Source organism: Actinomadura sp. 7K507, from assembly GCF_004348425.1.
Lineage (GTDB): Bacteria > Actinomycetota > Actinomycetes > Streptosporangiales > Streptosporangiaceae > Spirillospora.
The window spans coordinates 1-22,146 of the sequence record NZ_SMKK01000072.1 but is presented as its reverse complement, the minus strand read 5'-3'; the positions used below and the strand labels follow the sequence as shown (position 1 = coordinate 22,146).

23 protein-coding genes are annotated in these 22,146 nt (G+C 68.8%); 13 read left to right on the top strand and 10 right to left on the bottom strand.

Annotated features, from left to right (window positions below; genetic code table 11):
- Positions 1-86 precede the first annotated feature (86 nt).
- The gene (locus E1285_RS18090) at positions 87-281 is read left to right on the top strand and encodes a hypothetical protein (protein ID WP_132153530.1); all 195 of its coding nucleotides are present in this window, start codon (positions 87-89) and stop codon (positions 279-281) included.
- An 8-nt stretch (positions 282-289) separates the two neighbouring features.
- Positions 290-1,006, top strand: a complete 717-nt coding sequence (locus E1285_RS18085; RefSeq protein ID WP_132153528.1) for an SDR family NAD(P)-dependent oxidoreductase — start codon at positions 290-292, stop codon at positions 1,004-1,006.
- Between the two features lie 111 nt (positions 1,007-1,117).
- On the opposite strand, the gene E1285_RS18080 is transcribed toward E1285_RS18085, so the two are convergent.
- Entirely contained in the window at positions 1,118-1,990 is an 873-nt protein-coding gene (locus tag E1285_RS18080) for an LLM class flavin-dependent oxidoreductase (protein WP_132153526.1), read from the bottom strand.
- A 356-nt stretch (positions 1,991-2,346) separates the two neighbouring features.
- Between E1285_RS18080 and E1285_RS18075 the strand changes: the two genes are divergently transcribed.
- A complete protein-coding gene (locus E1285_RS18075) occupies positions 2,347-2,895 on the top strand; it encodes a carboxymuconolactone decarboxylase family protein (protein WP_207946640.1) in 549 nt (182 codons plus the stop codon).
- A gap of 9 nt (positions 2,896-2,904) precedes the next feature.
- On the opposite strand, the gene E1285_RS18070 is transcribed toward E1285_RS18075, so the two are convergent.
- From E1285_RS18070 to E1285_RS18045, 6 genes are all read right to left on the bottom strand, one after another.
- The gene (locus E1285_RS18070) at positions 2,905-4,176 is read right to left on the bottom strand and encodes a cytochrome P450 (protein WP_132153522.1); all 1,272 of its coding nucleotides are present in this window, start codon (positions 4,174-4,176) and stop codon (positions 2,905-2,907) included.
- 112 nt (positions 4,177-4,288) lie between these two features.
- Positions 4,289-4,624 carry a DUF4286 family protein gene (locus E1285_RS18065; RefSeq protein WP_132153520.1) on the bottom strand — a complete coding sequence of 112 codons (336 nt, stop codon included), beginning with the start codon at positions 4,622-4,624 and terminating at the stop codon, positions 4,289-4,291.
- Between the two features lie 68 nt (positions 4,625-4,692).
- On the bottom strand, positions 4,693-6,309 hold the full coding sequence (locus tag E1285_RS18060) for a GMC oxidoreductase (protein WP_132153518.1): 1,617 nt from the start codon (positions 6,307-6,309) through the stop codon (positions 4,693-4,695).
- A gap of 150 nt (positions 6,310-6,459) precedes the next feature.
- Positions 6,460-6,930: a hypothetical protein gene (locus tag E1285_RS18055; RefSeq protein WP_132153516.1), complete on the bottom strand. Its 471-nt coding sequence runs from the start codon at positions 6,928-6,930 to the stop codon at positions 6,460-6,462.
- Between the two features lie 11 nt (positions 6,931-6,941).
- Positions 6,942-8,303, bottom strand: coding sequence for an aromatic ring-hydroxylating dioxygenase subunit alpha (locus tag E1285_RS18050; RefSeq protein ID WP_132153515.1), 1,362 nt, complete (start codon positions 8,301-8,303; stop codon positions 6,942-6,944).
- A gap of 97 nt (positions 8,304-8,400) precedes the next feature.
- Positions 8,401-9,036 carry a TetR/AcrR family transcriptional regulator gene (locus E1285_RS18045; RefSeq protein ID WP_279510075.1) on the bottom strand — a complete coding sequence of 212 codons (636 nt, stop codon included), beginning with the start codon at positions 9,034-9,036 and terminating at the stop codon, positions 8,401-8,403.
- Between the two features lie 304 nt (positions 9,037-9,340).
- On the opposite strand from E1285_RS18045, the gene E1285_RS18040 reads away from it, so the two are divergent.
- The 7 genes from E1285_RS18040 to E1285_RS18010 all read left to right on the top strand — a co-directional run bounded on the left by E1285_RS18040 (position 9,341) and on the right by E1285_RS18010 (position 15,990).
- Positions 9,341-10,504 (top strand): TetR/AcrR family transcriptional regulator, encoded by a 1,164-nt coding sequence (locus E1285_RS18040; protein WP_132153511.1) that lies wholly within the window; start codon positions 9,341-9,343, stop codon positions 10,502-10,504.
- Between the two features lie 213 nt (positions 10,505-10,717).
- Complete coding sequence (locus E1285_RS18035) at positions 10,718-11,869, top strand: acyl-CoA dehydrogenase family protein (RefSeq protein WP_132153509.1); 1,152 nt, start codon at positions 10,718-10,720, stop codon at positions 11,867-11,869.
- A gap of 47 nt (positions 11,870-11,916) precedes the next feature.
- A complete protein-coding gene (locus E1285_RS18030) occupies positions 11,917-13,032 on the top strand; it encodes a CaiB/BaiF CoA-transferase family protein (protein ID WP_132153507.1) in 1,116 nt (371 codons plus the stop codon).
- A gap of 10 nt (positions 13,033-13,042) precedes the next feature.
- Complete coding sequence (locus E1285_RS18025; protein ID WP_132153505.1) at positions 13,043-14,233, top strand: lipid-transfer protein; 1,191 nt, start codon at positions 13,043-13,045, stop codon at positions 14,231-14,233.
- The gene (locus E1285_RS18020; protein ID WP_132153503.1) at positions 14,233-14,694 is read left to right on the top strand and encodes a MaoC family dehydratase N-terminal domain-containing protein; all 462 of its coding nucleotides are present in this window, start codon (positions 14,233-14,235) and stop codon (positions 14,692-14,694) included. Before E1285_RS18025 ends, E1285_RS18020 begins: the two co-directional genes overlap by 1 nt.
- A complete protein-coding gene (locus tag E1285_RS18015; protein ID WP_132153501.1) occupies positions 14,694-15,101 on the top strand; it encodes a MaoC/PaaZ C-terminal domain-containing protein in 408 nt (135 codons plus the stop codon). Before E1285_RS18020 ends, E1285_RS18015 begins: the two co-directional genes overlap by 1 nt.
- Positions 15,102-15,162: 61 nt before the next feature.
- Positions 15,163-15,990, top strand: a complete 828-nt coding sequence (locus E1285_RS18010; RefSeq protein WP_132153499.1) for an SDR family NAD(P)-dependent oxidoreductase — start codon at positions 15,163-15,165, stop codon at positions 15,988-15,990.
- A 78-nt stretch (positions 15,991-16,068) separates the two neighbouring features.
- On the opposite strand, the gene E1285_RS18005 is transcribed toward E1285_RS18010, so the two are convergent.
- The 3 genes from E1285_RS18005 to E1285_RS17995 are packed head-to-tail and all read right to left on the bottom strand — an operon-like array spanning position 16,069 to position 18,637.
- On the bottom strand, positions 16,069-16,506 hold the full coding sequence (locus tag E1285_RS18005; protein WP_132153497.1) for a hypothetical protein: 438 nt from the start codon (positions 16,504-16,506) through the stop codon (positions 16,069-16,071).
- A gap of 38 nt (positions 16,507-16,544) precedes the next feature.
- Positions 16,545-17,888 (bottom strand): L-serine ammonia-lyase, encoded by a 1,344-nt coding sequence (locus tag E1285_RS18000; RefSeq protein WP_132153495.1) that lies wholly within the window; start codon positions 17,886-17,888, stop codon positions 16,545-16,547.
- Positions 17,885-18,637, bottom strand: a complete 753-nt coding sequence (locus E1285_RS17995) for a YoaK family protein (RefSeq protein WP_132153493.1) — start codon at positions 18,635-18,637, stop codon at positions 17,885-17,887. Before E1285_RS17995 ends, E1285_RS18000 begins: the two co-directional genes overlap by 4 nt.
- A 103-nt stretch (positions 18,638-18,740) precedes the next feature.
- On the opposite strand from E1285_RS17995, the gene E1285_RS17990 reads away from it, so the two are divergent.
- The 3 genes from E1285_RS17990 to E1285_RS17980 all read left to right on the top strand — a co-directional run.
- Complete coding sequence (locus tag E1285_RS17990) at positions 18,741-19,871, top strand: FAD-dependent monooxygenase (protein WP_165966661.1); 1,131 nt, start codon at positions 18,741-18,743, stop codon at positions 19,869-19,871.
- Positions 19,872-19,975: 104 nt separating this feature from the next.
- Positions 19,976-21,592, top strand: a complete 1,617-nt coding sequence (locus E1285_RS17985; protein ID WP_132153489.1) for an ABC transporter substrate-binding protein — start codon at positions 19,976-19,978, stop codon at positions 21,590-21,592.
- Positions 21,589-22,146 (top strand): ABC transporter permease (locus tag E1285_RS17980; RefSeq protein ID WP_132153487.1); only part of this gene is annotated, 558 nt, incomplete at its 3' end. The genes E1285_RS17985 and E1285_RS17980, both read left to right, overlap by 4 nt.

Below are 22,146 nucleotides of genomic sequence, written 5' to 3'. Positions count from 1 at the left end.
GCTCAAGCGGCCCCGGCCGGAGGCAGGCGGACTTTCGGGCAACGAGGATTGAGAGTAGCATTTTCAGTAGCGAGAGGAGAATTCTCATGACTGAGGTGCGGGCTTCATTTCCGGGCTTGGGGATGGGAGGCGCCGGTCTGCGGGACCTGCTCCGCGACACGTTGATCGCCCGCTGCCCTGGTGCGCATCAGGGGTGCGGCGTGCCGCTCGTTCGCCGCCGGGATCTGGACGACGCGGCGCAGCCGGGGTTCAGCCGCGAGGCCGGCGAGGTCTTCGCTTGAGGCCCGGCATGCCAGGCGGCGCGAGGACCGCCGTCGTGACCGGTGGCGGCTCCGGTATCGGCCGGGCCATTGCCGAGCGGCTGGCGGCCGAAGGGCACCGCGTCGCCGTCCTGGACCTGAACCCGTCCGGCGGTGAACTCGCGCTCACCGCCGACGTGACCGACAGGGCCCAGATCGACGTCGCCCTGGCCGGCGTCCGGGACCGGCTCGGCCCGGTCGGCATCCTGGTCAACGCTGCGGGGCTGGACGGTTTCAAGCGGTTCGCCGACCTGTCGTTCGACGCTTGGCAGCGGGTGGTCGACGTCAACCTGAACGGCGTCTTCCACTGCGTGCAGGCTGTGCTGCCCGACATGCTCGGCGCGAAGTGGGGGCGGATCGTCAACATCTCTTCGTCCAGCACGCACTCCGGGCAGCCGTACATGACGCACTACGTGGCGGCCAAGTCGGCGGTCAACGGGCTGACCAAGGCGCTGGCGCTGGAACTGGGCCCGCTGGGCGTGACGGTGAACGCGATCCCGCCCGGCTTCGTCGACACGCCCATGCTGCGCAAGGCCGAGGAGCGCGGGCTGCTGGGCGGCACGGTCGAAGAGCACATCGGGAGGACCCCCGTCCGGCGGGTCGGCCGCCCTGAGGACATTGCCGCGACCTGCTCGTTCCTGGCCTCGGAGGAGGCCGGATACATCACCGGGCAGATCGTCGGCGTGAACGGCGGGCGGAACACATGACCAGGTCAACGCCGATCCTCAACGGGGGAGCGAGGCAGGCCGTCACCGGGTCAGCCTGGTCCCGGGGCAGGGATCGAGGCGGTATCGGGCACTATGAGGCAGGCCCGCGGCTCAGCTGGCCGCCGCACGCGTGCTCAGGAATTCCCACGTGCGTTCGGCGTCGATATCGGTTCTGGCCAGGACATGTGCGGCGAAATCGGTGACACCGCTGTCGGCGAACGCGTCCAGGCCCCAGGCGACGTCGTCCGGCGAACCGACGACCGCGAGCCGGGCCACGCTGTCCACCCCCTCGCGGCTCAGCACCTCCCGGTAGGAGGGGGACCAGTCGCCGGTACAGAGACCGCGGTGGATGTGCTCGCGTGTGCCCGCGGCGTCGTCGGTCACGCACACCGGCAGGGCGGACACGATCCGGAACGGCTCATCCAGCGGACGGTCGCGCAGCGCCGGGCGGATCACCTCGGTGATGGTGCGCAGCCCCGCGGCCCAGGTGATCGCGCCGTCGGCCACCTCGGCGGCCAGCCGCGCCATCGCCGGGTCGACCGCTCCCAGCAGGATCGGCGTCGGGTCGCCGCCGATGACGATTCGGCGCCCGTCCCGGCCTGTCATGGCGGCTTTCACCTGCTCCACATAGCGCCGCGTCGCCGCTATGGGCGGCGACCAGTCCAGCTCGAACGTGTCTTCGGCCAATGCCTCGTGGGATGGTCCGATGCCGAGGGCCAGGCGTCCGTTGAGGATCTCCTGGACGGTCGCCACCTGCTGCGCCAGGGCGAACGGGGGACGAAGCGGCATCGGGACGACGGCCGTTCCCAGTTCCACGCCGGGCACCTCGCGGCCGGCGATGGCGAAGGCGGTGAGGGTGTCATGACCCGTGAGCATCGGCGCCCAGTAGCCGGTAAGGCCGAACTCGGCGACCCTGCGCACTTCGGCCATGACTCCCTCGACCCTGCCCCGCATGGTGAGGCTCGAATGAATGGCGATGCGCATGCGTTTCCCTCCCGTTCAGTACGGCTCCGGTGGGCCGAGGACACCGGGCTCAGGCGGTTCGGCACCCGTCTCTTGGCTGGTCGAGGCGAAGCGCATCAGACGGGGCTCCGGGAACGCCGTTCGACAAGATGCTGAAAGATTCTTCGCGGACCCACTTCAATAGGCATACTCTCATACCTGAGAAGGAGATTCTCGCTCTGTGAACCACCTCGGAGACTGACCGGCTACAGGCCCCCGGCGTGCAGACGGCGGACGGCGGAGAAGTGAACGATCTCGTTAGCGCCGGCGATCGGCGCGGGAAAGGCCATCTGATGGTGCGTATCGAACCACTCCCGCCAGGGCGGTGGCCCAAGGAGATGCGTGCGGCGCTGGCGGCCATGGTGCCGCCGGACCCGCGCCATCCGACACCGAGTGCGGAGGGCGGCCGCCCCAAGGCGCTCAACATGCTGGGCTCGTTCGCGCATCACCCGCAGTTGGCGCATGCGTTCTTCACCTTCAACGGCCATGTGATGATGGCGACCACGTTGTCACTGCGGCAGCGGGAACTGATCATCCTGCGCACCGCCACGCTTTTGAAGTGCCCGTACGAATGGGCGCAGCACCTTGTCATCGGGCACGACGCCGGGCTGACCGACAAGGACATCGCCCGTATCGCCTTCGGTCCCGACGCACCGTCCTGGGATCCGCTGGAGGAGGCCCTGCTACGCGCCGTGGACGAGCTGGTCGGTGGCGGCGCGATCGCAGAGCGGACGTGGCAGGTCCTGGCCGAGGAACTGGACACCCGCAGGTTGATGGACCTCATCTTCACGGTCGGCGCCTACCAGACTCTCGCCTACATGCTCCGGTCGCTGGATCTGGAAATGGACGATGATCTCCAGCAGAACGGCGGCGGCTCCTCCACGTGAACGCCGGATTCAGAGCGTGAACTCGAGGTTCAGGTGGGTCAGGCCCCGCAGGATGTAGGTCGGCAGGTAGCGGTAGCGGCGGGCGCCTGCCGGGCCGTGCGCCTGCTCGGAGATCCGGATGTCCTTGGTGCGGTCCAGCAGGCGCTCGATCGCGACCCGTGCTTCCGCTCGGGCCAGCGGCGCGCCCGGACACGTGTGCGGGCCGCGCCCGAACGCGATGTGGTGCCGCGCGTTCTCGCGGGCGGTAACGAAGTCCGCCGGGTTCTCGAAATGTCGCGGGTCGCGGTTGGCGGCACCGTTCAGCAGCATCACCGTGGTTCCCGCCTTGATCTTCACTCCGCCGACCGTCGTGGTCTTGCGGGCGAGCCGGAAATCGCCCTTGATCGGGCTCTCGGTCCGCAGGGTCTCCTCGATGAAGCCCGGGATGCGGTCGCGTTCCGTGCGCAGCCGTTCCTGCAGTCCGGCGTCCTCGCCGATCAGTTTGAACGCGCTCCCCAGCAGCCGGACCGTGGTCTCCTGACCGGCAGCGAATACGTTCGCGGCGACCCGCACCACGTCCCCGACCTCGGGCATCGAGCCGTCCGGGAAGGATGCGGTCGCCAGGCCGGTCAGCACGTCGTCTCGGGGTTCGCGGCGGCGGTCCTGGATGTAGGTGGTGAACCGGTCGTAGAGGAACTCCAGCGGGGAGTGCGCGAGCTCCTTCTCGGTGCCGCCGATGCCGCCGCCGGCCTGGGTGCCGCGCCGGATCGACTCGGCGAACTCGTCCCGGTCCTCCTCGGGCATGCCCAGGAGGTCGGCGACGACCAGGACGGTGAACGGGTTGGCGAACCCGTTGATGATCTCACCCTCGCCGCCGTCCAGGAACGTCTCCAGTAGCCGGTCGGCGAACTGCCACATCATCTCCTCGTTCTGCTTCAACCGGCGCGGGGTTATCAGCCGCATCGTCAGCCCGCGGTGCGCGGTGTGCAGGGGCGGGTCCATGGTCGGAAGCTGGTCGCTGAACGGCAGCTTGTCGCGGTGCTCCTCGATCACCTCACTGATGTCGTCGCCTTCCAGCGGGACGGGGAGGCCGGGGAACGGGCCGGTCACCGAGACGCATGCGGAGAAGGAGTCCACGTCGTTGTAGATCTGGACCGCCTCGTCGTAGCCGGTGATCATCACCACGTCGTGGTGTGGCTCTCGTTGGACGGGGCACTTCTGGCGCAGAGCCTCGAAATAGGGATATGGATCGTCGACGAGTTCGTCGCCCCGGAAGAAGTCGAGTGCTTCAAAGTCCTTCACTGCGCAGCCTCCTTTGCCGATTCCCGTGAATGGGTTGGTTGCATGATTTTTATGAAAGCCGTATTTCGGCGGCGGGCGGAGGCCACCACGATGCTCTCCGCAGGCGATCGGATCAGGACGCGGTGTTCTGTTGCTGCTCGTTGGCCAGCTCGTACACCGCCATCCAGGGGCGCGGCTCCATCCGCAACGTCTCGGACATGTTCAGCTCGCCGTCCGCGGCGGCCTTGAGGAGGCGCCCGATGACCGCTTCGGGGTCGCCCTCCAGCTCGTACTGCGTGATGTAGGGGTCCTCGTCCTCGGCGGGCGTGTACCGGCGCGCGGTGACGAAACCTTCAATGGCGAGGACCTCCGGGAGGTGCACCTCGTCGTACCAGCGGTTGAACTCCTTGAGCACGTCCTCGTCCAGGCTCACCGGCCGGGCTTGAACGTGCAGCATGAACTTCTTCATGGGGCCTCCCGGTCGGGAAGTGGGTGCGGGGACGTTCAAGTGCTCATCGTGGGTTGGCTGGCTCGGTGTCAGAAGACGCGACGGAGGTCCCGGCGAAGGATGTCGGCCATGCTGTGCTCGGCGAGGGCGGCGATGGTCATGGAGGGGTTGCAGTCGCCGGTGGAGCCCGGGATGCGGGCACCGTCCAGCACGTAGAGACCTTTGTGGCCGTGGACGCGGCCGTGGCGGTCGACGGCGTCGCCCATGGGCACGCCGCCCAGGGGATGCCAGGTCGAGGGGCCCTGAGCGTCTTGGTCGACCATCATGCCGCCGCCGACCCTGGCGAGCTCGTTCATCCGCTCGCGGATCAGCGTCTGGAGATCGGCGTCGCCCGCAGGGTCCCAGGTCAGCTTGGCGTCGTCCGCCGTGGTGTCGTAGGCCCAGGTGCCGGTGGGGTCGACGATGCCGTACGCGGCCAAGGTCATCAGTTTGGTGCCGTCGGGCGGGAGCATTGGCGACCCGGAGTGGATGACGGTGTAGGGGATGGGGCTGTCGGGGACACGGCCGCCGACGCAGGCGGGGCCGCCCTGCGGCCGTCCGGGGTCGCCGTCCATTTGGAGCCACAGGTAGATCCGGTCGCCGTTGTTTCCCCACTGTGTGCCGACGGCGTCGGGAAGGTCGGGCACGAGGCCCTTGGCCTTCGCCTTGACCAGGAGCCGTGTCGTCCCGGGGGAACCGGCGTTGAGGAAGACCGCGTCGGCGATGATGCGCTTGTGCTCCTGCACGACGCCGCCGGTGTCGATGCGGTCGACCTCCAGCACCCAGCGCTTCTGCTTGTCCAGGGCGAGGTCGCGGACAACGTGCAGGGGGGCGACTTCGACCTTTCCGCTTCCCTCGGCGAAGGCCAGGTAGGTGACATCGATCGAGTGCTTGCCTCCGTTGTTGACTCCGAAGGTCAGGTCGCTGCTGGTGTAGGTCGGTGTGTAGCGGCCCGCCAGCTCGCCCCGGACGTACGACCAGCCGATGGGCAGTGGCACCCGGAAGGTGTCCAGGCCGGCGTCGGCGGCGGTGTCGAGGAACAGGCGGGACGAACGGTAGGGGTCGGCGGCCAGGATGTCGTTGGGGACGGTGGTGATCCGCAGCATGCTCGCGACGAGGGGGTAGGCCCACGACTTCAGCGCGGTGTAGTCGTCGGCCATCATCGGCATGGACGCGGCGAAGTGCTCCTCGGACGGCTGCAGCGTCATGCCGTGGTAGGTCAGTGAGCCGCCGCCGACCGCGGAGCCGCACTGGACGGTCATGCCGTCGCCGTGCACGGTCTCGATCACGCCCGTGTAGGGCTCCCAGGTGCCCGGGACGCCGGGGAACTGGCTCTCGGTGGTCAGCCAGGACGACCGACCGTCAAGGTTGGCCATGCGGCAGAAGGTGTCGGAGTCGGGACCGGTTTTCCAGCGCCGTCCGCGCTCCAGGACGAGCGTCCTCACCCCGGCCTGGCCCAGCCGCAGGGCGGTGACGCCGCCGCCGAAGCCGGACCCGATGACGACGGCGCGCTCGCGCCGCTCGGTGACGGGCACCCGGGACGGCGTCGCCGTTGCCCTGGCATGTCCGGACGGCAGGCCGACGGCAAGGCCGAGCCCGCCGAGCGCGGCGGCGCCGAGCAGTCGCCTGCGGCCGACCTCGGAGGTGGTGGGGGTGGTGTCATTCATGGCGTGCTCCAAGTCGTCCGTTGGGACACCGGATCAGGCGGAGGGCCTCGGGTGCCATTCGGGCCGCCCCGAGAACGGGGTCATGGCCTGGTGTCCCAAGGGGGCTTGGAATCCTGTTCAAGCTTCAATTCACCGACGACGGCGATCCGTTCAATCGCTGATCTTGATGCCGTCGTAGCTTTCGAGCAGGCCGGCTTCGGGCAGCGCCATCTGCAGGTAGACGTCGATGTGGCGGATCTTCCCGGCGTCATCGAACGCGTAGACCGACACCGAATTGACGGTGTTCTTGTGGTCGCCGACGGTGGCGCGCTCTTCGAGTTCGAGGAACACCAGTCCCGGTGTTTCGGTGACGCGTTTGAACGAGCAGTCCCACTGCGCGGACGGCGCCCAGGTCGTCAGGAAGCCGATGTACTCGTTCCAGGTCATGACCTCTTTGAAGTTGCCCACGCGTTCGAATTCGTCGACCGCGACCAGGGCGGCGAGCGGCGCCCAGCTCTCGGCGGAGAAACCGGGCTGCTTCGCCCTGTCCACGATGCGCTTGGTGGTCAGGCCGTACTCCAGCGCCGCGCGTGAGTTTCCGGTGTAATCGTCGATGACGTCGCTGATCTCACGCAGAACCATGGCCCGGCCTTTCAGGAAGTCGTGGTGGCGGCGAGGTGGCGGTCAAGGACGGAGTGGAAGTGGGCGACGACGACCTCCTCCTTCACCAGGGAGAGGTGATCGAGCCGCTCGTTGCGCAGTCCGTTCTGCTGGCGCTGCATCTGTTCGAAGTCCTGCTGGAGCGCGAGGAAGTATTCGTGGCTTCCCGGCTCTGTGACCTCGATCGGTTCCGCGCGGAACTGATCGACCAGGTCGTCGGGCAGCCACATGTAGCTGCTCACATGCCAGACGCACCTGTTAGGATCCCCGCCGGGGTGCGGCGTAGCCATGATGACGTGGCACTCGCCCGCGCGGATCGTCATGAAGAAGTTCGGAAAGAGCACCCAGCCCTGGTTGTCGCTCATCTGGGCGTCGGTCAGCCGGCTCACGTCCAGGCCCATGCCGGTGAAGGTGTCGCGGGCCGCCTGCTGCAGGATGGTGCGGGCGGTGGTGCCCTCCGGAAACTCCAGTTGCCCGTTCTCCTGTCGGTAGGAGGCGACGAGTTCGTCGAAGCGGGGCAGGATGGAAGTCAGCGTGGGAAAGGTCTCCGGAAGCTTCCGGATTCCCTCGACGTGCTCTTCCGGGCCGAATTTCTGCGCATTGGCCACGTCGAAGGGGGAGCAGGCTACGGCGTGGTCGTCGAAGAAGCGGTAGCGGCTCTGGGTCGGGTTGATGTCGATCTGCTGGAGGAGTTGCGGATGCACCCCGGAGATGTGGTACCCCTCCTGGAAGGCGTCCATGACGACCTTCCAGTTGCACTCCAGGGCCTCGCGGACGTCCATGACCGTGGTCATCTCGTCAAGGTGATAGGGGGCCAGGAGCTCGGCGACCTCGTCGCCGATGTATTCGGAGAGCGGCTCGGCGTCGAGGTCGGGGTTGAGGAAGATGAAGCCGGCGAAAGTATCGACCGCCACGGGCAGGAGCGAGTTCTCGTCCTTGTCGATGGGGCCTTGGATGTTCTCCCGCAGAATGCCGCGCAGTTTCCCGTTCAGGTCGTAGGACCACAGGTGGTACTGGCATAGGAACTGCTTGCTGTTGCCCGTGTTGCCCTGGCAGATCAGGTTGCCGCGATGCCGGCAGGCGTTGACGAACCCGCGGATCAGGCCGTCCTTCCCGCGGACGATGATGTAGGACTGGTCGAAGAGCCGGTAGGTCTTCCAGTCGCCGGTCTTGGGCAGTTCGCTGACCCGCCCGACGACCTGCCAGGTCTTCGTCCAGATCAGTTCCCGCTCGCGCTCCTGGAACTCTCGGGAGGTGTAGCGGTCGGTGGAGATCTGTGAGCCGAACTTGTCGGCGTCGATCTCGGCGAGGCTCAGCGCCGTGTCGATCCATTCCCCGGGCCGTGTCGTTGGCATCGGTGCGGTTCCCTCTCACTCGGCGATAATTAATCAACCGGTTGATTAATATGGTGGAGGTCACACCGCGCCCCGTCAAGACCTGGACGCAGGCGAGCTAGGCGAACTTGGCGTAGTCGAACAGAGCGCCGCCGATGAGCAGCTTCGACGCCCGCACGGTCGCGTGATACTGGTCGGGCGGCACCGCGGCCGCATGGTCGTACAAGCCCTGCATCAGCGCGTAGACGGCGTTCGCGGCGCTCTCGACGTCGGTGCCCACCCCGAGGGCCCCTTCCCGGTCGGCCTGTTCGATGATGCCGACGATGACCTCACGGAAAGAGGTGAAGATCGCGTCGCTGTCCTCCACCAGGTGGAGGTTCGCGGGGCTCTCCGCCCGGAGCGCGCGGTCGAACGCCGACGCGTGGGGATAGTCGCGCATCAGCTGATCGCCCTCGTCGAACACGGCCATCAGCTTGTCCAGGACGCCGGACGCCTGGTCGGCGGCCGTGGCCAGCCGGGGTACCGAGATCTCTGCGAGTTCGACGAACGCGGCCTTGATGAGATCCGACTTGTTGGGGAAGTAGTGGTACAGGCTCCCACTGGTCATCTGGGCCACGCGTGCGATCTCGCGGATGGTCGCTCGCGAGTAGCCGACCTCGGCCACGCAACGCATCGTGGCCGCGATGATGCGCCTCCGGGTGTCTTCACCTCTGGACCCGACCGGCCGCCCGCGAACCGGCTGAGTACTAGACACGCTGCCCCCTGCTGCACGGGTGGAACCTCTCAATAGCTTCTCACTTCCGGACGGTGCGCCAGTCTCGTCGCCCAGCCGACCGAGATCCTCGGCGCGGGAGGCACAGCAGGCCGCCTACGGAGATGAGCGATCCTTTCCCCGCGGACAAGCCTGCCCCGCCCGGCACCCAACGCGTATCGACAGAGGACGGTCGGCGTCGCTTCGCGCGTACACCATCAGGCCGCCGACCGGGCAACATCGGTGTGCATCAGCGGTGACCAGGTCCGATCCAGGTGCAGGGTGGTGCGGACTCTAGGCTTGCCGCGTGCCCACCTCGCCCGAGTCCAACGACCGCCCTCGCCGGCGCCCGCGCGACCGCAAGGAACAGATCCTGCTCGCCGCACGCGACCTGTTCGTTGCCAGGGGCTACCCCAATGTGTCCATGGCTTTGATCGCTGAACAGGTCGGTATCACGGCCAGTGCGCTGTACCGGCACTTCGGCAACAAGACCGTGCTGCTGGAGGAGGTGATCGCCGACAACTTCGGGTGGCTCGACGAACCCGTGGCCTGCACCACCTACGACGAGATGGTCGAGCATGTGATCACACGGATCGTCGACCGGCCCTATCTTTCCGACCTCTGGGCCCATGAGATCCGTTACCTTCCTGAGGGGCGGCGTCACGATCTGCGGCGCAGGATGCGTGTGTGGAACCAGTCCCTGGTGCCGGCGCTTCGCGAGCGGCGGCCTGACCTGGGTGCCGTGCACGGGGAACTGCTGACCTGGGCGATCCAGTCCCTGATGTCATGCGTCGGCCGACAGGCGATCGGCTCGCCGATGAGCGTGAAGCTGCCGCTCGTCCGCGCTGCGCTGCACGCCGTCGCGACCGTCGATCTCGTTTCGGGAGACACGCCCGCCGGGCGGCGGACGGACCGCATGGTTCCCGTGTCGACGCGCGAGCGGCTCTTGATCTCGGCCGCGGCGCAGTTCGGTGAACGCGGGTATCACGACACGTCGATGGCCCAGATCGGTGCCGCCGCGGACGTCTCAGGCCCCAGCCTCTACTCGTACTTCGAGGACAAGATCGATGTGTTGCGCGCCGTGCTGGAACGCGGGACCCACGCGCTGTGGATCGGTGTTGACGACGCCCTGGCGTCCTCCGGGACGGTCGTGGAGGCACTGCGGAGACTGGTTCGCTCCTACATCCCGCTCTCCCGCACCTGGGCTTGGATCATCGAAGACCCCTCGGTCGAAGACGGGCTCGCGGCCGCGGCGAAGGCTGCGCAACGCGAGTACGTGACGGAGTGGGTGACGCTGCTTCAGCAGGCGTCTCCGCGCACCGGAGTGCGTGAAGCCCGCGTCAGGGTGCAGATCGCCCTCTTCGTCATCGCGGACCTCCATCGCGTACCGCACCTCTCGCGGTCCGTGTCCTTCCAGGGCGACCTTGCCGAGATCGTCCTCGCGGTGCTGCTCGACGCCCGGTCGGAGTGACCGCACACCGCTGACACTCCTTCTCGGGGGACCCCACCGACTCGACCCGGCCTCACGGACCGGGCAGGTTCGCATGCACGCCCCCTTGACAAGAAGTGAATCTCAAATAAGTATCCTCTCGTGAAGCAGTCAGAGTGATCCTTGAAGTTACAGCTCAGACGCAGCATACGTGGAGGGTGATGTGAATATCAGTTTGGATATAGGCGGGTGGGAGTGAGTCGCGCCTACGTATCCGCGTGGAAGGACGGTTCCGTCCGGGCGGTCCTCGAGGTCTCAGGCAAGTTCATCGAGACCGAGGTGCTCGCGCACCGTGAGAAGTGGGAGCGCCAGCGATTCGTCGACCGCGCCGTGTGGAGGCGCGCCGGCGAGCTGGGTCTGCTGTGCTGCTCGATCCCCGAGGAGTACGGCGGCGGGGGAGGGACGATCGCCCACGACATCGCCGTCTGCGAGGCGCAGGCCGCGGCCGGTGAGACGTCCTGGGGCAACATGGTCCACAGCGGGATCGTCGCCCACTACATCCTGGCGTACGGCACCGAGGAGCAACGCCGGGCCTGGCTGCCGCCGATGGCCTCCGGCGAGGTCGTCGGTGCGATCGCGATGACCGAGCCCGGCGCCGGGTCTGACCTGAAGAGCGTGCGCACCAGGGCGGCCGACGACGGCGACCACTTGGTCATCGACGGTGCGAAGACCTTCATCTCGAACGGTCACACCGCCGACCTGGTGCTCGTCGTCGTCAGGACCGACCCCGAAGCAGGCCACAAGGGCATCTCCCTGGTGCTCGTGGACGCGCGCGACGCTCCGGGCTTCGTGCGCGGCCGGATCCTGGAGAAGGTCGGGCAGCACGGCGCCGACACCTCCGAGCTCTTCTTCGACGGCCTCCGCGTGCCCCGGGAGAACATCCTCGGCGGCGTCCCCGGAAAGGGCTTCGGGCAGCTGATGACCCAGCTTGCCCAGGAGCGGCTGCTCCTGGGTGCCGTCGCCGTCGCCGGCCTCGAGTACGCGCTGCGCGAGACCGTCGGCTACACCAAGAAGCGCCAGGCCTTCGGGCAGACGTTGTTCGACTTCCAGAACACCAGGTTCGAGCTCGCCGAGGCCGCCAGTGTCGCGCACATCGCGCGGGTCTTCCTCGATTCGTGCATCGAGCGCCACATCGCCGGCGAGCTCGACGCGGCCACGGCCGCAATGGCCAAGTGGTGGCTCACCGAACAGCAGGTCCGGACGGTCGACCGCTGCCTCCAGCTCCACGGCGGCTACGGCTACATGCGGGAGTATCCGATCGCCCGGATGTACGAGGACGCCCGGATCCAGAAGATCTATGGCGGCGCCAACGAAGTCATGAAGGACCTCGTCGCGCGGTCGCTGTGAGCCCGCAGCGCGCTCCACGCATTCCACGGCTACGAAGGAAGATCCATATGGCTCAGGGGCCGCTCGTCGGGCTCCGCGTCGTCGAGCTGGGCGGCATCGGACCCGCCCCTCTCGCGTGCATGATCCTGGCCGATCTCGGCGCGGACGTCGTCCGCGTCGACCGCGCCGAGGAGAACCGCGGACCGGTCGACTACACCCATCGCGGTCGACGCATCATGACCGCCGACCTCAAGAGCCCCTCCGACCTCGAACGCGTGATCACGCTGGTGGATCACGCCGACGTTCTGGTCGAGGGGTTTCGTCCCGGCGTCACCGAGCGCCTCGGGCTCGGTCCCGAGGAATGCATGGCCCGTAACCCGCGCCTCGTGTACGGACGGATGACCGGGTGGGGTCAGGAAGGCCCCCTGGCGGCCACGGCCGGCCACGACATCAACTACATCTCGGTGACCGGCGTCCTGGAGAACATCGGCCGTTCCGGGGAGCGTCCGGTCCCGCCGCTGAACCTGGTCGGCGACTACGGCGGCGGCGCGATGTTCCTTGTCGCCGGCGTGCTGGCGGCGCTCTTCGAGCGGCAGGGGTCGGGCCTGGGACAGGTCGTGGACGCCGCGATGTGCGATGGCGCGAGCGTGCTCGCCACCCTGATGTGGTCGATGCGGGGGACCGGGGCCTGGTTCGACGAACGCGGCCGGAACCTTCTCGACGGTTCCCGGCCGTACTACGACACCTACCTCTGCGCCGACGGGCGCAGCATGGCGGTGGGCTGCATCGAGCCGCAGTTCTTCGCGGTCGCCGCGCGGCTTCTCGGTCTCGATCCCGTCGAACTCCCGGACCAGCATGACCAGACGCGAGCCGACGAGCTGCGCGCGGCGTTCGCGGCGGCGTTCGCGTCCAAGACCATGGCGGAGTGGACGGAGATCTTCGCAGGTACCGATGCCTGCGTGACACCCGTCCTCACCTACGCCGAAGCGCTCGATCACGAGCATCTGCGCGACCGCGGCACCTTCACCGAGCTCGACGGCGTCCCCCAGCCCAGGCCGGCACCGCGGTTCTCCCGCACTCCGGGCGCCGAGCCGTCCGCGCCGCGGCGGGATGACGAAGCGTCGTGGCCGCCCCGCGCGGCACGAATCAACGAGTCACGTACTCACGCACGAGTACACGAGTAAGGAGGTCACGATGTCGGACAATGTGGCGGTCGCCGGTGTGGGGATGATCCCCTTCGCCAAGCCGGGGAAGAGCGACGCCTATGACGTGATGGGCGCGGAGGCCGCCCGTCGCGCCCTCGCGGATGCGGGCATCGGCTACGACGCCGTCCAGCACGCCTATGTCGGGTACGTCTTCGGTGACTCGACCTCGGGGCAGAAGGCCCTGTACCGCCTCGGTCAGACCGGCGTTCCGGTCGTCAACGTCAACAACAACTGCTCCACCGGCTCGTCCGCTCTCTTCATGGCCCGGCAGGCCGTCGCCGGCGGCATGGTCGACGTCGCGCTCGCGCTCGGCTTCGAGCAGATGGTGCCGGGTGCGATCCAGCAGGTGTACTCCGATCGCCCGGGGGCCCTGGAGAGCTTCGAGCAGGTGCGCGACCGGGTGAGCGGGGTACCGGACGCGTCGGTCCCGAACGCGGCGACGTTCTTCGGCGGTGCCGGCCAGCAGTACGTAGAGGACCACGGAATCGATCCGTCGGTCTTCGCGCACATCACGGTGAAGTCGCGCAAGCACGCGGCGAACAACCCCTATGCCGTGTTCCGCGACCCGCTGAGCTTCGAGGAGGTCATGGCCTCCCCGCATATCTACGGCCCCCTGACACGGTTCCAGTGCTGCCCGCCCACCTGCGGTGCCGCCGCCGCGGTCGTCGTGTCCCCCGACTACGCCAAGAAGCATGGCCTGCGCTCCGACGTCGTCATCGCCGGTCAGTCCATGGTCACCGACACGCCCGGCGCGTTCGAGGGCGATATGAGGCGGCTGGTCGGTTACGACATGGCGGTCAACGCGTCCACGGCGGTGTACGAGGAGAGCGGGATCGGTCCCGAGGACGTTCGCGTCGTCGAGCTCCACGACTGCTTCACCACCAACGAGTTCCTCACTTATGAGGCGCTCGGCCTCACCCCCGAGGGCACCGCGGACAAGTTCGTCCTCGACGGCGACAACACCTATGGCGGCCGTGTGGTGACCAACCCGTCGGGCGGGCTGATCTCGAAGGGCCACCCGCTCGGAGCGACCGGCCTGGCGCAGTGCGCCGAACTCGTGTGGCAGCTGCGTGGTGAGGCCGCGGCGCGCCAGGTCGACGGTGTCGACTGCGCCCTCCAGCACAATCTGGGGCTCGGCGGGGCCTGCGTGGTCACCATGTACAAGAAGGCCGACGGCTGATGGCGCTCGACTCCTCGCTCATCGGCCAGACCCGGCCCGGCGGCACCCTGCTGGTGACCCGCAGCCGGCTGCGGGTGTTCGCCAAGGCCACCGGCCAGACCGACCCGGTGTTCACCGACGTCGAGGCCGCCCGGCGGGCGGGCCACCACGACCTTCCCGTGCCCCCGACCTTCTACTTCGGCGTCGACCTCGAGATGCCCGATCCGCTGGGCTATCTCACGGAGATCGGAGTCGATCCGCGTGCTCTCCTGCACGGCGAGCAGGAGTTCACCTACCACGGGGTGGCGCACGCGGGCGACGAGCTGACGTCGTCGTCGACCGTGGCCGACGTGTTCGAGAAGCGAGGCGGCGCATTGAAGTTCCTGGTCACCGACGTTCCCATCGCCGACCAGCACGGCACGACGGTGGTCACCATGCGCAGCACGCTGGTCGTGCGCGAACTCAACGGAGTGAACGCCTGATGACCGCCGCCATCGTGCCCGGAACCGTGCTCGACGAACTGGTCGTCCCGCCGATCTCGCGCACCACCCTCGCGCTCTTCGCCGGCGCCTCCGGTGACCACCACCCGATCCACATCGACCTGGACGTGGCCAGATCCGCAGGACTGGACGACGTATTCGCCCACGGCATGCTCTCCATGGCCTATCTGGCCCGCGTGCTGACCGACGCGTTTCCCATCGAGAGGATCCGCTCCTACAAGGTGCGGTTCGCCGCGGTCACACCCGTCCACGGCCGGCCCACATGCACCGGTGCGGTCCGCGAGATCCAGGAGGCCGACGGTGAACGACTGGCGACGCTCGACCTGACCGTCACCCTCGCGGACGGAACGGTCACGTTGGCCGGAGAAGCCGTGGTCGCGGTCGACTGACCGATCCGCCGGCTCGGGTTCGGCCGTCCGCCGCGCCCCTACCTCGACAGCAAGGGACGAAATGGGAAAGCTCGAAGGCAAGTCGGCTCTGGTGACCGGCGCCGGCCGCGGCATCGGCCGCTCGATCGCGCTCAAGCTCGCTAGCGAAGGTGCCCGCGTCGTCGTCAACGACCTCGACGAGGGCCCGGCCAACACGGTCGTCAAGGAGATCGCGGATCTCGGCGGCGAGGCCGTCGCCGTGCCCGGCAGCGTGACGGCGGACGGGTTCGCCGACCGGTTCGTGTCCGCCGCGGTGGACGGCTTCGGCGGGATCGACATCATCATCAACAACGCCGGATACACCTGGGACTCGGTCATCCAGAAGATGACCGACGACCAGTGGCACGCGATCGTCGACCTGCACCTGAAGGCGCCGTTCGACATCCTGCGCGCGGCGCAGCCGGTGATCAGCGCCGCCGCCAAGAAGGAGAAGGCGGAAGGCAGGACCGTGCACCGCAAGGTCGTCAACATCTCGTCGGTCGCGGGGGCCTTCGGCAACGTCGGCCAGGCGAACTACTCCTCCGCCAAGGCCGGTGTCATCGGACTCACCAAGTCGCTCGCCAAGGAGTGGGGCCGCTACAACGTCAACGTCAACTGCGTCGCGTTCGGCTTCATCACGACCCGTCTCACCGAAGCGAGCGCCACGGCGGGCTCCACGATCAACGTCGAGGGCCGGGAGATCAAGGTCGGCGTGAACCCGCAGCTGCTCGAAGCCATGAAGACGGCGATCCCGCTGGGCCGTCCCGGCACCCCCGACGAGGCGGCCGGCTCGGTGGTCATGCTCACCTACCCCGAGGCCGACTACGTGTCCGGCCAGCTGCTGGTCGCCGGCGGTGGCCTGGAGGGCTGACCGTACGCGGCCGCAGTGCACGACGAAGCCCCGGGTCCGGCGTCGCGCCGGACCCGGGGCTCATGCCCGCCCGGCCGGTCAGTGCCGGTGGTCCAACCGCTCGCCCGGCTCCAGGACGACGTGGGGGCGCGACATCTCGCCGCGCCCGTTCGACTCGGCCGGGAGTTCGACGTCGCTCGGCGACTCCTCGCTGATCAGCTCGATGATGTAGTGGGTCACCGGGTGGTCCTCCAGGTTGCGGAGGCGGTGCGGCTTCAGCGCGTTCCCGCGCCCGACGGTCTTGAAGAAGGCGAAGTTCTTCTGCGCGTCCTGGACGTGCGCCCAGTCCTCCTCGTCGATGTCGTGGGCTCGGGCCCGGCCGGCCTGAGGCCAGAGGATCAGGTGGTCGTGCTGGTGAGCGTGAAAGAAGATCGCCTCGCCGGGGCCCAGGTTCATGGCCCAGACACGGACCCGGTCGTTCGCGAAGACGAGCTCGTCGCCGGGATCGGTGGGGATGGTGTCGTCGATGTCGCTCATGGCGTCCCTCCTTGGTCGAGTGTCTCAGGTGGTCGCGGTCAGCAGTCGGGCACGTTGACCGCGAGCCCGCCGGTCGATGTCTCCTTGTATTTGCTGTGCATGTCGAGTCCGGTCTGCCGCATGGTCGCGATCGCGTCGTCGAGGAACACGCGGTGCGTCCCGTCGCCGTGCAGGGCGATCCGCGCCGCGGTCACCGCCTTCACGGCCGCGACCGCGTTGCGTTCGATGCACGGAATCTGGACCAGTCCGGCGATCGGGTCGCAGGTGAGGCCGAGGTTGTGCTCGATGCCGATCTCGGCGGCGTTCTCCACCTGCGCCGGGGTCCCCGCGAACGTCTCGGCGACGGCGCCGGCCGCCATCGCGCAGGCGGAGCCGACCTCGCCCTGGCAGCCGACCTCGGCGCCGGAGACCGACGCGCCCTCCTTGAACAGGACGGCGATGGCGGCGGCGCACAGCAGGAACCGGACGACGGCATCGTCATGGTCGGCCGGTTCGAGGTGCCGCAGCGCCCAGTACAGCACCGCGGGGACGATCCCGGCGGCGCCGTTGGTCGGGGCCGTCACCACCCGGCCGCCTGCGGCGTTCTCCTCGTTCACCGCCATCGCGGCGGCGGCGAGCCACTCGGTCGAGTGCGCCGCCTCCGCGCCGCGGGAGGAGAGCCGCTCGAACAGGACCGGCGCCCGCCGCCTGGTGCGCAGCCCGCCGGGGAGGACACCCGAGGTGTGGAACCCCCGCTCGATGGATCGGGACATCGCGGCCCAGATGGCGAGGAGGCCGTCGCGCACCTCCCGGGGCGCCCGGCGTGCGCACTCGTTGCGCCACATCACCTCGCTGATCGGGATGTCGTGCCCACGGCAGTGGGCGAGCAACTCGGACGCGGTGCGGAATCCGAGTGGCACGGGCAGGACCGGACGGCCGACCTCCCCGTCGCGCTCGACGAAGCCGCCGCCCACCGAGTAGTAGGTGCACGCCAAGCGCGCTTCCCCATCGGCGCCGTAGGCGGTGTACTCAAGCGCGTTCGGGTGACGCGGGTGGCGCTCACCTGGGCAGAGGTCGATGATGACCGCATCGGCGGACAGGGGGGTCTCGCCGCCGAGCAGGACGCCGCCGGTTCCGGCGGCCTTCGCCGCCACCAGGGCGGGATCGACGGATTCCGGGCGGCGGCCTTCGAGTCCCGCCAGGACGGCCCCCGGTGTGCCGTGACCGGGGCCCGTGGCGCCGAGGGAGCCGAGCAGCCGCACGCTCAGGCGACGGACTCCCGCGAGGCCGGTGCTCGCGCGGAGTTCGCCGACGAACATCCGTGACGCGCGCATCGGCCCGACCGTGTGCGAACTCGACGGACCGATGCCGATCGAGAACAGATCGAAGGCGCTGAGTGTCATGTCGTCGGCTCCGCCTGTACCGGCGCGCTGCTCGGGAGGGGCCCGGACCGGACCGCCCGCGCGTGCGCCGCTCCCACCGCCGCGACGGCGGCCATGATGGCGCCGGCCACCAGCAGCCCCGCCCCGGCGCCGGCGCGCAGGAGGACGGCGCCGGCCGCGGCGCCCGCGAGGATCAGGACGGCGGCGAGTGCGCGGCGCCCGCCGCGTTCCCCGGTGCCGCCGGCGATACGCGACTGCGAGGCGAGCGCGGTCAGTGTCGAGGTCACGACCACGGTGGTCACCTCGGCGACGCCGATGTGCCGCGCGACGGCGGCTTGAAGGCCCATCGCGGCGCCGAGCAGGCTGGTCGTGGCGATGGTCAGCGGCTCGGGGAGGTGATCGGCGGCGAGGACGGCGACGCCGAGAACGAGGGTGATCGCGGCGACCGTCCCGAGGGAGGAGGTCACCCGGCCGCTCCAGCCGGGGGGAGCGCCGCGCAGCACCCGCCCTCCGTGCGCCGCGCCGAGCAGGAACCCGATCAGCGCGAGAGCGGGGCCGACCACCGGGAAGTCATCGGTTCCGACCACCGCCATGCCGAGGATCACCACGTTGCCGGTCATGTTGCCGACGAAGACCCGGTCCAGCCCCAGGAAGCCGATCGCGTCGACCATGCCGGTGGTGAAGGTCAGCGCCATCATCAGCCGCAGATGGACGCGGTCGTCGGCCATCCGCGCGAGGGCGGTGGGTCGGGACGGGGGATGGGCGCCCATCCAGAACTCCTTCGGGGAACCTAGTTACATCCAATTTAGATGGAATAGGATGCTATCAGTCGCGATGATGGAATGTGGTTACCGTGTGCGAGGAGCGAGTGCGATGAAGGTTCTGGTGTCCGGCGCGAGCATGGCGGGCCTCACGGCCGCCTACTGGTTCTCCCGTCACGGTGCCGATGTCACCGTGGTGGAGCTGTGCGACGGGCTGCGGCGCGGCGGCGCCCCGATCGACATCCGGGGTGAGGCGCTCGGAACGGCCGCCCGGATGGGCATCCTGGACGATGCGCGGCGGCAGACGGTTCCGCCGGCCGAGCCGGGCACGGTGCTCGACGCGGCCGGCCTGCCCGTCGCGACCATCGATCTCGCCTGGTTCGCCAACGAGACCGACGACGACCTCGAAATCACTCGTGACCGGCTCAACGACCTGCTCTTCGCGGCCGCGGAGCCCCGGGCGGACTTCCGGTTCGGGGCGTCGATCGCGCAGCTGGCGGACGAGAGCGCCGTCGAGGTGCGGTTCACCGACGGGCGCCGGGAATCGTTCGACCTGGTCGTCGGCGCCGACGGGCTGCACTCGGCGACCCGGCGGATGACCTTCGGTCCCGAGTCGGACTTCCTCGCGCACCAGGGCTACTACGTGGCGCTGGCCAACCTCGACCCGGACGAGCCGTGGCGCCAGGCGATGTACAGCGTTCCGGGCCTCATGGCGGCGGTGCGTGACGTGGGTGACGGGCCGCTCGCCTACATCCTGGTGCGCAGCGACGAGATCGAGTACGACCATCGCGATCTCGACCGGCAGCGTCGCATCGTGATCGACTTCCTCGGCCGCGGGGACGCCTGGGAGCTGCCGCGGCTGCGCGGGGCGTTCGCCGACGACCGGACCACGGGCTTCTACTTCGACTCGCTCGCGCAGACCCGCATGCCGCGGTGGTCGCGAGGCGGAGTCGCACTGATCGGCGACGCGGCGCACTGCGCGTCGTTGCTGTCCGGGATGGGCACCAGCCTCGCGATGACGGCCGCCGAGTACCTGGCCGAGGAGGTGGCGCGCACACCCGGCGACATCCCGGCGGCCTGCGAGCGGTACGAGCGGCGGCAGCGCCGCCACGTCGACAAGGCGCAGGCGAGCGTCGCCGAGCACGGCCCGATGATGGTGCCCGGCACGGACGAGGAACTGCAACAGCGCAACGACCTGCTGCGACGGCTCGCCGCTCAGCACGCGTCAGCCTCCCGGCCCTAGCCGCGCCCCTCCTTCGGGAGAAAAACGGCCGTGCAGGTCTGGTCATCGAATTGGATGCAATATATATTGCCTGGCATCCAACCTCCTCCGTTCGGGCAGGCGACATGACAGCTAGAGGCGGACGCATCCTTCGCAGACGTGCCGGCATCGCGGTGATCGCGGTGCTGGCCCTCGTGACCACCGCGTGCGGCGGCACCGGCAACAGCGACTCGCGCGGGAGCGTGACGTCGGTGAGCATGCTCACCACGGTCCTTCCTCCGGTCCTCGACCCGCGGCAGAGCAGCAGCCTCGCGAGCGGTTCGCTGCTCATCGCGCTGGAACCGCTGGTCCGCTACGACGGCGGCGAGTTCAAACCGCTGCTGGCCGCGGCCATCGAGAACCCCGACCCGAAGACCTACGTCCTCACCATCCGCGACGGGGTCGAGTTCTGGGACGGATCACCGTTCACCGCAGAGGACGCCGCCTTCTCCATCGATCTCCACACCGGCGACGATTCGGAGTCGGTCAACGCCGCACTGTTCGGCCAGGTGAAGTCGGTCGAGGTCACCGGCGACCGCGAGGTCACCGTCTCGCTCAGCGCGCCCGACCCGCAGTTCACCGCCGTCCTCGCCCAGATCGGCATGGTGTCGGAGAGCTTCTACGGCAAGAACGGCAAGCGCGTCGGCACCCAGGACGTCCTCAACATGGGCACCGGTCCGTACGAGTTCGCCGCCTTCACCCCCACCCGCGAGCTCACCCTCGACGCCAACGACGGCTATTGGGGAGAGAACAAGCCGGAACTCAAGACCGTCAAGCTCGGCGTGGTCGGTGACGACGCGGCCCGCATGAACGCGCTGCAGTCCCGCCAGTACGACGGCATGCTCAACGTCCCGCTGCCGCAGGTCGCCTCCATCCGCGGTCTCCCCGGCATGCGGATCGCGGACAGCGCCGACCTGTCGGTGTACAAGTTCAACCTCAACGTCGAGACCGAGCCGTGGGACGACATCCATCTGCGGCGCGCTTTCCAGAAGGCTTTGAACAGGCAGGCGATCATCAAGGGAGCGCTCGGCGGCAACGCCGACCCCGCCCCGACCGTCGTCCCCGAACCGGTGATGGCCGGCCTGGCCGGCAAGGAGGCGACGCGGACCGCCTACGCCAAGCTAGGCGACGACATCGTCTTCGACCTCGACGCCGCACGGAGCGAGATCGCGAAGTCCTCGTCCCCCGGTGGTGTGTCCAGCGAGGTGCTGGTCACCGGCAGTGACCCCACCCTCGCGCTCATCGTCCAGACGGCCGCCCAGGACCTCGCCAAGATCGGGATCGAGCTCAAGGTGCGCGAAGTCGACGACCAGACCTACTACAGCGCGGTGTACTTCGAGCACGAGACCGATGGCGTCTCGATCGACATGTTCAGCGGCAGCGCGCCCGACGCGTCCAACCTGCCCATGTACGTCCTCAACGGCGCCAACGCCGTGACCACCGGAGGGTCGGGGACCAACATCTCCGACTATGTCAACGGCGACGTCGACGCCCTGCTCGGCGACAGCCGGAAACTCGCCGTCGACGACCCGAAGCGCGGCGCGCTGCTGCTCGAAGCCCTGACGCTCGGGCAGGCCGACGTGCCCTACGTGCCGATCGCGTCCCCCAAGGTGTTCATCGCCGGGCGCAACGGCCTCGACGTCCCGTCCCTGAGCACCTTCTGGTGGATGACCCAGTGGCCCGAGGCGCTGGTGGCGCCGTGACCTTGAAGGGCCGTGAGCGGGTCCGGCCGAACCGGGCCGGACCGGCGCTCCGATTCCTCGGCGGCCGATTCCTCGGCGGGGTCGCGGTTCTCCTGGTCGTGTCGTTCGTGCTCTTCGCCCTGGTCTACGCGGCGCCGGGCGGCGCCGAGCAGGCATTGGCGGGGCCGTACGCGTCGGCCGAGCAGCGGCAGGCGATCCGGGAGGCCCATCGGCTCGACGACCCCCTGGCGGCGCAGTACGGGCAGTACCTGCAGTCGCTGGCGGCCCTGGACTTCGGCGACTCCTTCCTCATGCGCGAGCCGGTCACCGTGTCCGTGCAGCGGGCGGCCGTCGTCACGCTGCCGCTCCTGCTGGGCGCCTGGGGACTGGCCCTGATCGGCGGGATCGCGCTCGGCCTGCTGGCGGCCATCCGCCGGGGCGGCGCCGTCGACCGCTGGGTGAGCAGCACCGTCGTGATCGGCGCGAGCACCCCGATGTTCGCCACCGCGATCCTGCTGACCTGGCTGTTCGGGGTGCGGCTCGGCTGGTTCCCGACCGTGGGAAGCGGGGAGGGC

Bases quoted from the DNA above. Each gene is read 5' to 3' on its own strand.
- E1285_RS18025 (WP_132153505.1), top strand. From the start codon at position 13,043: ATGTCGGACAATGTGGCGGTCGCCGGTGTGGGGATGATCCCCTTCGCC.
- E1285_RS18020 (WP_132153503.1), top strand. From the start codon at position 14,233: ATGGCGCTCGACTCCTCGCTCATCGGCCAGACCCGGCCCGGCGGCACC.
- E1285_RS18005 (WP_132153497.1), bottom strand. From the start codon at position 16,506: ATGAGCGACATCGACGACACCATCCCCACCGATCCCGGCGACGAGCTC.
- E1285_RS18075 (WP_207946640.1), top strand. From the start codon at position 2,347: ATGCGTGCGGCGCTGGCGGCCATGGTGCCGCCGGACCCGCGCCATCCG.
- E1285_RS18010 (WP_132153499.1), top strand. From the start codon at position 15,163: ATGGGAAAGCTCGAAGGCAAGTCGGCTCTGGTGACCGGCGCCGGCCGC.
- E1285_RS18055 (WP_132153516.1), bottom strand. From the start codon at position 6,930: ATGGTTCTGCGTGAGATCAGCGACGTCATCGACGATTACACCGGAAAC.
- E1285_RS17995 (WP_132153493.1), bottom strand. From the start codon at position 18,637: ATGGGCGCCCATCCCCCGTCCCGACCCACCGCCCTCGCGCGGATGGCC.
- E1285_RS17990 (WP_165966661.1), top strand. From the start codon at position 18,741: ATGAAGGTTCTGGTGTCCGGCGCGAGCATGGCGGGCCTCACGGCCGCC.
- E1285_RS18085 (WP_132153528.1), top strand. From the start codon at position 290: ATGCCAGGCGGCGCGAGGACCGCCGTCGTGACCGGTGGCGGCTCCGGT.
- E1285_RS18065 (WP_132153520.1), bottom strand. From the start codon at position 4,624: ATGAAGAAGTTCATGCTGCACGTTCAAGCCCGGCCGGTGAGCCTGGAC.
- E1285_RS18060 (WP_132153518.1), bottom strand. From the start codon at position 6,309: ATGAATGACACCACCCCCACCACCTCCGAGGTCGGCCGCAGGCGACTG.
- E1285_RS18015 (WP_132153501.1), top strand. From the start codon at position 14,694: ATGACCGCCGCCATCGTGCCCGGAACCGTGCTCGACGAACTGGTCGTC.
- E1285_RS17985 (WP_132153489.1), top strand. From the start codon at position 19,976: ATGACAGCTAGAGGCGGACGCATCCTTCGCAGACGTGCCGGCATCGCG.
- E1285_RS18080 (WP_132153526.1), bottom strand. From the start codon at position 1,990: ATGCGCATCGCCATTCATTCGAGCCTCACCATGCGGGGCAGGGTCGAG.
- E1285_RS18030 (WP_132153507.1), top strand. From the start codon at position 11,917: ATGGCTCAGGGGCCGCTCGTCGGGCTCCGCGTCGTCGAGCTGGGCGGC.
- E1285_RS18050 (WP_132153515.1), bottom strand. From the start codon at position 8,303: ATGCCAACGACACGGCCCGGGGAATGGATCGACACGGCGCTGAGCCTC.
- E1285_RS18000 (WP_132153495.1), bottom strand. From the start codon at position 17,888: ATGACACTCAGCGCCTTCGATCTGTTCTCGATCGGCATCGGTCCGTCG.
- E1285_RS18090 (WP_132153530.1), top strand. From the start codon at position 87: ATGACTGAGGTGCGGGCTTCATTTCCGGGCTTGGGGATGGGAGGCGCC.